General features: G+C 64.5%; 11 protein-coding genes. 6 read left to right on the top strand and 5 right to left on the bottom strand.

Going from position 1 to position 7,931, the window contains the following annotated elements; translation table 11 throughout:
* Positions 1–2: 2 nt before the first annotated feature.
* The 5 genes from QM612_RS02015 to asnS are packed head-to-tail and all read right to left on the bottom strand — an operon-like array spanning position 3 to position 3,455.
* Positions 3–788, bottom strand: a complete 786-nt coding sequence (locus QM612_RS02015) for an SDR family oxidoreductase (protein ID WP_415252228.1) — start codon at positions 786–788, stop codon at positions 3–5.
* 13 nt (positions 789–801) lie between these two features.
* Positions 802–1,422, bottom strand: coding sequence for an FMN-binding negative transcriptional regulator (locus QM612_RS02020; RefSeq protein WP_415252235.1), 621 nt, complete (start codon positions 1,420–1,422; stop codon positions 802–804).
* A gap of 5 nt (positions 1,423–1,427) precedes the next feature.
* The gene (locus tag QM612_RS02025; protein WP_415252229.1) at positions 1,428–1,733 is read right to left on the bottom strand and encodes a hypothetical protein; all 306 of its coding nucleotides are present in this window, start codon (positions 1,731–1,733) and stop codon (positions 1,428–1,430) included.
* A complete protein-coding gene (locus QM612_RS02030) occupies positions 1,730–2,035 on the bottom strand; it encodes a hypothetical protein (protein WP_415252236.1) in 306 nt (101 codons plus the stop codon). The genes QM612_RS02025 and QM612_RS02030 overlap by 4 nt, the downstream gene beginning before the upstream one ends.
* A 19-nt stretch (positions 2,036–2,054) precedes the next feature.
* Positions 2,055–3,455: an asparagine--tRNA ligase gene (gene asnS / locus QM612_RS02035; protein ID WP_415252230.1), complete on the bottom strand. Its 1,401-nt coding sequence runs from the start codon at positions 3,453–3,455 to the stop codon at positions 2,055–2,057.
* A gap of 77 nt (positions 3,456–3,532) precedes the next feature.
* Here asnS and QM612_RS02040 point away from each other — a divergent pair, with 77 nt between their 5' ends.
* From QM612_RS02040 to alr, 6 genes are all read left to right on the top strand, one after another.
* The gene (locus tag QM612_RS02040) at positions 3,533–3,874 is read left to right on the top strand and encodes a HesB/IscA family protein (protein ID WP_415252231.1); all 342 of its coding nucleotides are present in this window, start codon (positions 3,533–3,535) and stop codon (positions 3,872–3,874) included.
* A gap of 268 nt (positions 3,875–4,142) precedes the next feature.
* Positions 4,143–4,565 (top strand): 30S ribosomal protein S6, encoded by a 423-nt coding sequence (rpsF, locus tag QM612_RS02045; RefSeq protein ID WP_415252232.1) that lies wholly within the window; start codon positions 4,143–4,145, stop codon positions 4,563–4,565.
* Between the two features lie 12 nt (positions 4,566–4,577).
* Positions 4,578–4,808, top strand: coding sequence for a 30S ribosomal protein S18 (rpsR, locus tag QM612_RS02050; protein ID WP_139714952.1), 231 nt, complete (start codon positions 4,578–4,580; stop codon positions 4,806–4,808).
* A gap of 140 nt (positions 4,809–4,948) precedes the next feature.
* Positions 4,949–5,404 (top strand): 50S ribosomal protein L9, encoded by a 456-nt coding sequence (gene rplI, locus QM612_RS02055; RefSeq protein WP_415252233.1) that lies wholly within the window; start codon positions 4,949–4,951, stop codon positions 5,402–5,404.
* A 404-nt stretch (positions 5,405–5,808) separates the two neighbouring features.
* Positions 5,809–7,203, top strand: a complete 1,395-nt coding sequence (locus QM612_RS02060) for a replicative DNA helicase (RefSeq protein WP_415252237.1) — start codon at positions 5,809–5,811, stop codon at positions 7,201–7,203.
* Positions 7,204–7,259: 56 nt separating this feature from the next.
* Positions 7,260–7,931 (top strand): alanine racemase (gene alr / locus QM612_RS02065; protein WP_415252234.1); only part of this gene is annotated, 672 nt, incomplete at its 3' end.

Consider the following 7,931-nt stretch of genomic DNA (forward strand, 5'->3'; position numbering starts at 1 on the left):
CGTCAGATCGACTGCATCCGCCCGCCGTCCACCGCGATCGACTGGCCGTTGACGTAGCCTGCCGCCGGCGCGCACAGGAAGGCGATCACGCCGCCGGTTTCGTGTGGTTCGGCAAAGCGACCCACGGGCACCGTTGCCAGCATGCCCTGCGCAACTTCGTCCTGCGTTTTGCCGGAAGCCGCACTGCGATCGGCAAGAATCTGGTCCAGCCGCTGGGTGCGGGTGTAGCCGGGCAGCACGTTGTTGACGGTGATGCCGTCGCCGGCCAATTCGCGTGAAATGGTCTTGGCCCAGCTCGCCACCGCGCCGCGAATCGTGTTGGACACGCCAAGATTCGGAATCGGCTCATAGACCGAGGTGGAAATGACGTTGACGATGCGGCCCCAGCGCGCCGCGCGCATGCCGGGCAACACGGCCTGCACCAGCGTCTGGCCTGCGATTAGGTGCTTGTGGAAGGCGTCGAGATAGGCGTCGATGCCGGCGGCATGGGCAGCGCCGCCCGGTGGCCCGCCGGTGTTGTTGATGAGGATATGCACCGGTTGCCGCGTGGCCAGTGTTTCCACCGAAGCACGCAATGCAGCGGCATCGGCCATGTCCGCGACCAGATGGCCGTGGGTTTGGCCGTGCGCAGCGGGCAGGGCGGATACGGTGTCGCGCAGTGCGGCTTCGCGGCGCGCAAGCAGGGTGACGCTCGCCCCAAGTTGCGCAAGTTCAATGGCGGCAGCGCGGCCAATGCCTTCGGAGCCGCCGCAGACCAGCGCGTGCTTGCCGGACAGGTTCAAATCCATCGTGTGCAGTTCCTCAGGGCAGAGTGGTGCGCATCAGTGCGGCGACGGCACGGGCGTCGTCCATCTCCTGCGACGACAGCGCGTCGATCACCGCATGCCGGTTCCCCAGCGGATGGTTCTGGCTCAACTTGAGCTTGATGTCGATCCGGTTCGGTACGAAACGGAAGCCGACGATGCCGCGCAGCAGGGTGTGTTGCCGTGCATCCGCGGGATCAAATTCCCAGTCGCCGCCGACGGTATCCTCGAAATGCCGGCTCAGGCGTGCAACGAGGTCGCCCAGCGACGCTTCGTCATCGAACGTGTCCAGTCGGCCGCGCAGGTGCGCCACGGTATAGTTCCACGTCGGCACGCGACCGGCTTCAAGCTTGTCCGGGTACCAGCCCGGCGAAACGTAGGCATGCGGCCCGTGCACGATCAGCAACGCATCGCCTGCATGTCGTGCCTGCGGGTTCGGTCTCGCCCAGTGGCCTTCAACGAGGACGCGGTCGCCATCGCGGTGGTAGAGCAGCGGCAGGTGCGAGGCGAACGGCGCTCCGGTGTCGTCCTGCGTGACCAGGGTGGCGAACGGATCGGCGGCGAACAGGGCATCGAGCTGCACGAGATCTGTACCGACGAAGACGCGCGGTTGGTACATCGAGGTCACGTGCGCCCTCCCAGGCTTTGCACCATCAATCCACGCAATGCGTCATCGTCACGCGCTTGCGGCGGCGTGACCTCATGCAGCGAGAACCCGCGCAGCAGCGCGTCTTCCTCGTCCAGTCCGTCGTATTCCACGAACTCCGCATCCAGCAGCGCCGCGCGGGCGGTGTCCACGCTGTCGTAGGGCAGGGTGGTGCCGTCGCTGTCGAAGACTTCGGCGGTGCCGGCCTCGCGCTCGCGCAGGCGCGCCCACACGATGGTCAGCCCCAGCGTTGCCAGCCACCAGCTGTCGCGCGCGTCGTTCATGCCAATGCGTTCCCGATGATCCACAGGATGCCGCCCATCGCGATGCCGCCAAGGATCACCAGCAGCGAAATCCGCGACGGCGTTGCCAGCCCGGACAGGCCGCGATCCGGGGTTGTGCGATACGCGCCGGAGAGCAGCCACCACAGCGCCTTCGGTTTCAGGAACGCGCCTTCGCCAAGCTGCGCGGTGATCTGCGGATGGCGGTCGCGGATGTGTACCAGCGTCAGTGGCCAGAAGATCACGAAGGCGGTTGCACCCGCGATGGCGATCGCGAATGCGGTCAGCGCGAGGAACAGGATCAGGTCGGCATCCATGATCGAATCAGAACTCGGCGCTGCCCGGTGCGCGCGGATAGGCGATGGCGTCGCGGATATTGGCAAGCCCGCACACGTACACCACCAGCCGTTCGAAGCCCAAGCCAAAGCCCGCGTGCGGCACCGTGCCGTAGCGGCGGAAGTCGCGATACCAGCCGTAGTGCGCCGGGTCGAGGCCGAACTGCGCCATGCGCGCATCCAGCACATCGAGGCGTTCCTCGCGCTGGCTGCCGCCGATGATTTCACCGATGCCGGGGGCCAGCACGTCCATCGCGGCGACGGTTTTGCCGTCATCGTTGATGCGCATGTAGAAGGCCTTGATCTGCTCCGGGTAGTTCATGACCACCACCGGGCGACCGACGTGTTCCTCGGTCAACCAGCGCTCGTGTTCGGTCTGCAGGTCCAGGCCCCATTCGACCGGGAACTCGAACTTCCTGCCGGACTTCTGCAGCAGCGACACTGCATCGGTGTAGTCGATGCGTTCGAACGGCGCGTTGATGAAACCTTCAAGGCGGGTGATCGCGTCTTGCTGCACGCGCTCGGCGATGAAGGCCATGTCGTCACCACGCTCGTCCAGCACCGCCTTGAACAGGTACTTGAGGAAATCCTCGGCGAGATTGGCGTCGTCGTTCAGGTCGGCGAAGGCGATCTCCGGCTCGATCATCCAGAACTCGGCCAGGTGCCGGGTGGTGTTGCTGTTCTCGGCGCGGAAGGTCGGGCCGAAGGTATAGACCTTGCTCAGGCTGAGGCAGTAGGCCTCGACGTTGAGCTGGCCGGACACGGTGAGGAAGGTTTCCTTGCCGAAGAAATCGCGGCTGAAATCCACCTCTCCCCTGTCGTTGCGCGGCAGGTTGGCCATGTCCAGCGTGGAGACGCGGAACATCTGGCCCGCGCCTTCGGCGTCGCTGGTGGTGATGATGGGTGTGGAAATCCAGTAGAAGCCGCGCTCGTGAAAGAACCGATGCACCGCCTGCGCAAGGCAGTGGCGGATGCGCGTCACCGCGCCGAACAGGTTGGTGCGCGGGCGCAGGTGGGCGAACTCGCGCAGGTATTCCAGCGAATGTTGCTTGGGCTGCATCGGGTAGGTCAGCGGGTCTTCCACCCAGCCGACCACTTCGACGCTGGATGCCTGCACCTCGAAGCTCTGGCCCTGACCTTGCGACTTCACCAGCGTGCCGGTGCAGACCACGGCGCAGCCGGTGGTCAGATGCTTCACTTCGGATTCGTAATTGGCAAGCGTGTGCGGCGCGACCACCTGGATCGGCGCGAAGCAGGAACCGTCGCTGACGTTGACGAAGCTCAGCCCGGCCTTGGAATCGCGGCGGGTGCGCACCCAGCCCTTGACCGTGACCTGTCCGCCCTCGGGTGCATGCCCGGCAAGCGCCTGAGCCACCGACATTGTCGTCATCTTGAAATCCTGCGCTGCAAGCCTGAAGAGGCCGTGCAGTTTACCGGAGCTGCTGCATCTCCATTAAGATCACGCGCATGGCCGTTACCCTCAGCGATTCCGCCCGCGCCCGCATCCGCGGTTATCTTGATGCCGATCCCGCATTGCTGGGCCTGCGCTTTGGCGTGTCCCGCACCGGTTGCTCCGGCTGGGGCTACAAGGTGGACATGGCCCGCGAGCAGGCCGATGGCGACGTGGTGTTCGATGCCGATGGCGTGCGCATCTATGTGGATGCCGCCAGCCTGCCGATGGTCGATGGCACCCAGATCGACTTCATCAAGCAGGGCCTGAACGAGCAATTCGTGTTCAGGAACCCCAACGTGGCCGGCGAGTGCGGCTGCGGCGAGAGCTTCACCACGGACGCGGACAAGGCGGCCTGACGGCGCTCCCCCTCATCCGCCCCCGACAAGATCATTCGGGGGCAAGCTCCGCGGCACCCCCGCCTTCGCGGGGGCAGGCTCTTCTCCCCCGCAAGCAGGGGAGAAGGAGAAAAAGCTGAAAATTGCGCCTAAGTCATTGATTCGTGCATAATGGCCGGCTCCCGCCCCGCGGGAGACCTTGCCCGAACGCGCCCGCTGCATGCAGCCAGGTGGCCGAGGGCTATCCCATGCCGGCCCTGCGCCGGTTGATATCCACAAGGAAAACACAATGCGTCATTACGAAATCGTGTTCCTGGTCCACCCGGACCAGAGCGAGCAGGTGCCTGCCATGATCGAGCGCTACAAGAGCGCGATCGAAGCCGGCAACGGCACCATCCACCGCCTGGAAGACTGGGGCCGTCGCCAACTGGCCTACCCGATCCAGAACCTGGTCAAGGCCCATTACGTGCTGTTGAACATCGAAGCCGAGCAGGCCGTCCTGGACGAGCTGGTCGATGGCTTCCGCTTCAACGACGCCGTGCTGCGCCATTTGGTGATGCGCCGCGACGATGCGGTGACCGAGCAGTCCCTGATCATGAAGAACAAGGACGAGAAGGGTGACAAGCCGGAGCGTGGCGAGCGCCGCCGCCGCGACGACGAGAGCGACAGTGCCATCGGCACTGGCGATTCCGATTCCGCCGAAGCCGCCTAAAGGAGCACGCACATGTCCAAGTTCTTCCGTCGCCGCAAGTTCTGCAAGTTCACCGCCGAAGGCGTGACCGAGATCGACTACAAGGATCTCAACACCCTGCGCCAGTACCTGACCGAGACCGGCAAGATCGTGCCGAGCCGCATCACCGGCACCAAGTCCAAGTACCAGCGCCAGCTGCAGAGCGCCGTGAAGCGCGCCCGCTTCCTGGCTCTGATCCCGTACACGGATAACCACAACGTCTGATTGCTTGCGTAGGGGCAGGCCACCGTGCCTGCCCTGCGCGCAAAAGATCGGGCAGGCACAGGGGCCTGCCCCTACAAATCCCGTCCATTCGGACAGCACACGTTGCGGGCAAAGCCTGCTAACGAATACGGAGCAACACCATGCAACTGATCCTCCTGCAGAAGGTCGTGAACCTCGGCAACCTCGGCGACAAGGTCGATGTGAAGCCGGGCTATGGCCGCAATTTCCTGGTGCCGCAGGGCAAGGCCGTGCCGGCGACCGCCGCCAACCTGGCCGAGTTCGAAGCCAAGCGCGCCGAGTACGAAGCCAAGGCACAGGCATCGCTGGATGCCGCCAACGCCCGTCAGGGCAAGCTGAATGACGCCAGCGTCACGGTCAGCGCCAACGCTTCCACCGAAGGCAAGCTGTACGGCTCGGTCGGCCCGCGCGAAATCGCCGAGGCCATCACCAAGCAGCTGGGCGTGGAAGTGGGCAAGTCGGAAGTGGTGATGGGCGAAGGCCCGCTGCGCCACACCGGCGAGTTCGAAGTGCTGGTGCATCTGCACGCCGACGTCGAATCCACCGTCAAGGTGGTCGTGGTGCCGGACGCGGCGTAAGCCCTCCGCACTGCAATGCACGGGACGGGCGCCGAAAGGCGCCCGTTCTGTTTGTGGGGCAGGGTAACTGGTCGCTGATCCGTAGGTGCCGAGCTTGCTCGGCACATCCCCGCACGCCATGCGTGGAGCAAGCTCCACGCCTACGGGTGCACGCCATCTTTGATTTCGTAGGTGCCGAGCTTGCTCGGCACATCCCTGCACGCCATGCGTGGAGCAAGAGCTCCACGCCTACGAAGCAGCGGCATCTCATCCCATGAGACAGACCGCACGCACAATCTTATCCACAGGTTTTCCCACGACTTGTCTGCAACGCCTGTGCGGAGGGTGGGGCTACGATGACCAACGCCACTCCACACAACCAGCCAGCGCACCAACGTGATGCGCCGCAGGGATTTTCGATGCCGATGAACGCCCGTTCCAGCTTCCAGACCCGCAACGACCAGCGCGTGGAGCAGTTGCGGGTGCCGCCGCAGTCGGTGGAAGCCGAGCAGGCGGTGCTGGGCGGATTGATGCTGGACCCGATGGCCTTCGACAGGGTGGCCGGGCAACTGATCGACGAAGATTTTTACCGCCGTGACCATCAATTGATCTACCGCGCCATCCGCGAGTTGGTGGAAAAAAGACGCCCCTGCGATGCGGTGACGGTGGGCGAGTGGTTCGATTCGCAGGGATTGTCGGAGCAGGTGGCAGGTGGTGCCTATCTGGTGGAGCTGGCATCCAGCACGCCCAGCGCGGCCAACATCATGGCCTATGCCGAAATCGTGCGCGACAAGGCGATCCAGCGGAAGCTGATCGATGTTGGCACCGCCATCGTCAATGACGGCTTCCAGCCGGAAGGGCGCGACAGCGCGGAGTTGCTGGCCAAGGCCGAGCAGGACGTGTTTGCCATCGCCGAAGGCCATGCGCGCGGCAAACAGGATTTCATACCGATCCGCAAGGCGCTGCATCATGCATTCGACCTGGTGCAAAAGCGTTTTGAGAATGGTGGTGGCATCACCGGCCTGCCCACCGGCTATGCCGAGTTCGACCAGATGACGGCCGGCCTGCAACCCACCGACCTCATCATCCTTGCGGCGCGCCCGGCGATGGGCAAAACCACGCTGGCGCTGAACATTGCCGAATATGCCGCCTTGCAATCGAAGAAGGCCGTGGCGGTGTTCTCGATGGAAATGTCCGCCGACCAGTTGGCGATGCGCCTGATCTCCTCGCTGGGGCGGGTCAATGCCCGGCGTCTGAAAACCGGCGAGCTGGAAGACGAAGACTGGCCGCGCGTGAACAGTGCCATCGGCCTGCTGCGCGATACCCGCGTGTTCATCGACGACACCCCGGCGCTGTCGCCCGATGTGCTGCGCGCCAAGTCGCGCCGACTCAAGCGCGAACATGATCTTGGCCTGATCGTGATCGACTACCTGCAGCTGATGCAGGTGCCGGGCAACAACGAGAACCGTGCGACCGAAATCTCCGAGATCAGCCGTTCGCTGAAGGCGCTGGCGAAGGAATTGAACGTGCCGGTGATCGCATTGAGCCAGCTCAACCGCTCGCTGGAAACCCGCACAGACAAGCGCCCGGTAATGGCCGACCTGCGCGAATCCGGTGCGATCGAGCAGGACGCGGACATGATCGTCTTCATCTACCGCGACGAGTACTACAACAAGGAAAACTCGCCGGACAAGGGGCTGGCCGAAATCATCATCGGCAAGCACCGTAACGGCGAAGTCGGCAGTTTCAAGCTGAAGTTCTTCGGCGAATACACCCGGTTCGACAACCTCGCGCACGACACCATGGGCAGCTTCGAATAAGCCCATGCCCGGTGGCGGCTAGGCAGGCGCGGGCGCGCGTGGTCGAATAGCGCCCCATGAGCGAGCTGATGAGCGAACGCCCGACCCGCATCGTGGTGGATCTGGGCGTGCTGGGCGACAACCTGCGTGCGATCCGTGCGCGCGTGGGCGTGCCGGTGATGGCCATCGTCAAGGCCAATGCCTACGGCCACGGGCTGGTGCCGGTGGCGCACCAGTTGCAGGCACAGGGCGCGGAGCAGTTGGGCGTGGCCTTCGTCGAAGAAGGCGTGGCCTTGCGCCGCGCCGGCATCGTCGCGCCGATCCTGGTGCTGGGCGGCATCCTCGGGCGGCAGGTTGCGCAACTGATCCAGCATGATCTGGAAATCACCGTGTCCTCCATCGACAAGCTGCGGCAGGTGGAAGTCGCGGCGCAGTCGCTGGGGCGCAAGGCGACGATCCATCTGAAGATCGACACCGGCATGGAGCGGATCGGCGTGCATGCCTATTCCAGCGGCCCGCTGGTGGAAGCGGCGGTGGCCTCGCGCTGGTGCAGGGTCAAGGGCGTGTATTCGCATCTGGCCTGCGCCGACGATCCGGTATCGCCGATGACCGCGCTGCAACTGGAACGCTTCCTTGAAGCCTGCGCGCATTTCGAACGCATCGGTGCGCCGATGCCGATCCGCCATCTCGCCAATTCCGGCGGCGTGCTGCACGCACCGCAGACCTGGCTGGACATGGTGCGCCCCGGC

Origin of the sequence: Thermomonas sp. (genome assembly GCF_047606765.1) — a bacterium.
Classification (GTDB): Bacteria; Pseudomonadota; Gammaproteobacteria; order Xanthomonadales; family Xanthomonadaceae; genus Thermomonas.

What these genes read in the sequence shown, in the direction of transcription:
- QM612_RS02015 (WP_415252228.1), bottom strand. Translation starts at nt 788, where the DNA reads ATGGATTTGAACCTGTCCGGCAAGCACGCGCTGGTCTGCGGCGGCTCC.
- QM612_RS02020 (WP_415252235.1), bottom strand. Translation starts at nt 1,422, where the DNA reads ATGTACCAACCGCGCGTCTTCGTCGGTACAGATCTCGTGCAGCTCGAT.
- QM612_RS02025 (WP_415252229.1), bottom strand. Translation starts at nt 1,733, where the DNA reads ATGAACGACGCGCGCGACAGCTGGTGGCTGGCAACGCTGGGGCTGACC.
- asnS (WP_415252230.1), bottom strand. Translation starts at nt 3,455, where the DNA reads ATGACGACAATGTCGGTGGCTCAGGCGCTTGCCGGGCATGCACCCGAG.
- QM612_RS02040 (WP_415252231.1), top strand. Translation starts at nt 3,533, where the DNA reads ATGGCCGTTACCCTCAGCGATTCCGCCCGCGCCCGCATCCGCGGTTAT.
- rpsF (WP_415252232.1), top strand. Translation starts at nt 4,143, where the DNA reads ATGCGTCATTACGAAATCGTGTTCCTGGTCCACCCGGACCAGAGCGAG.
- rpsR (WP_139714952.1), top strand. Translation starts at nt 4,578, where the DNA reads ATGTCCAAGTTCTTCCGTCGCCGCAAGTTCTGCAAGTTCACCGCCGAA.
- rplI (WP_415252233.1), top strand. Translation starts at nt 4,949, where the DNA reads ATGCAACTGATCCTCCTGCAGAAGGTCGTGAACCTCGGCAACCTCGGC.
- QM612_RS02060 (WP_415252237.1), top strand. Translation starts at nt 5,809, where the DNA reads ATGAACGCCCGTTCCAGCTTCCAGACCCGCAACGACCAGCGCGTGGAG.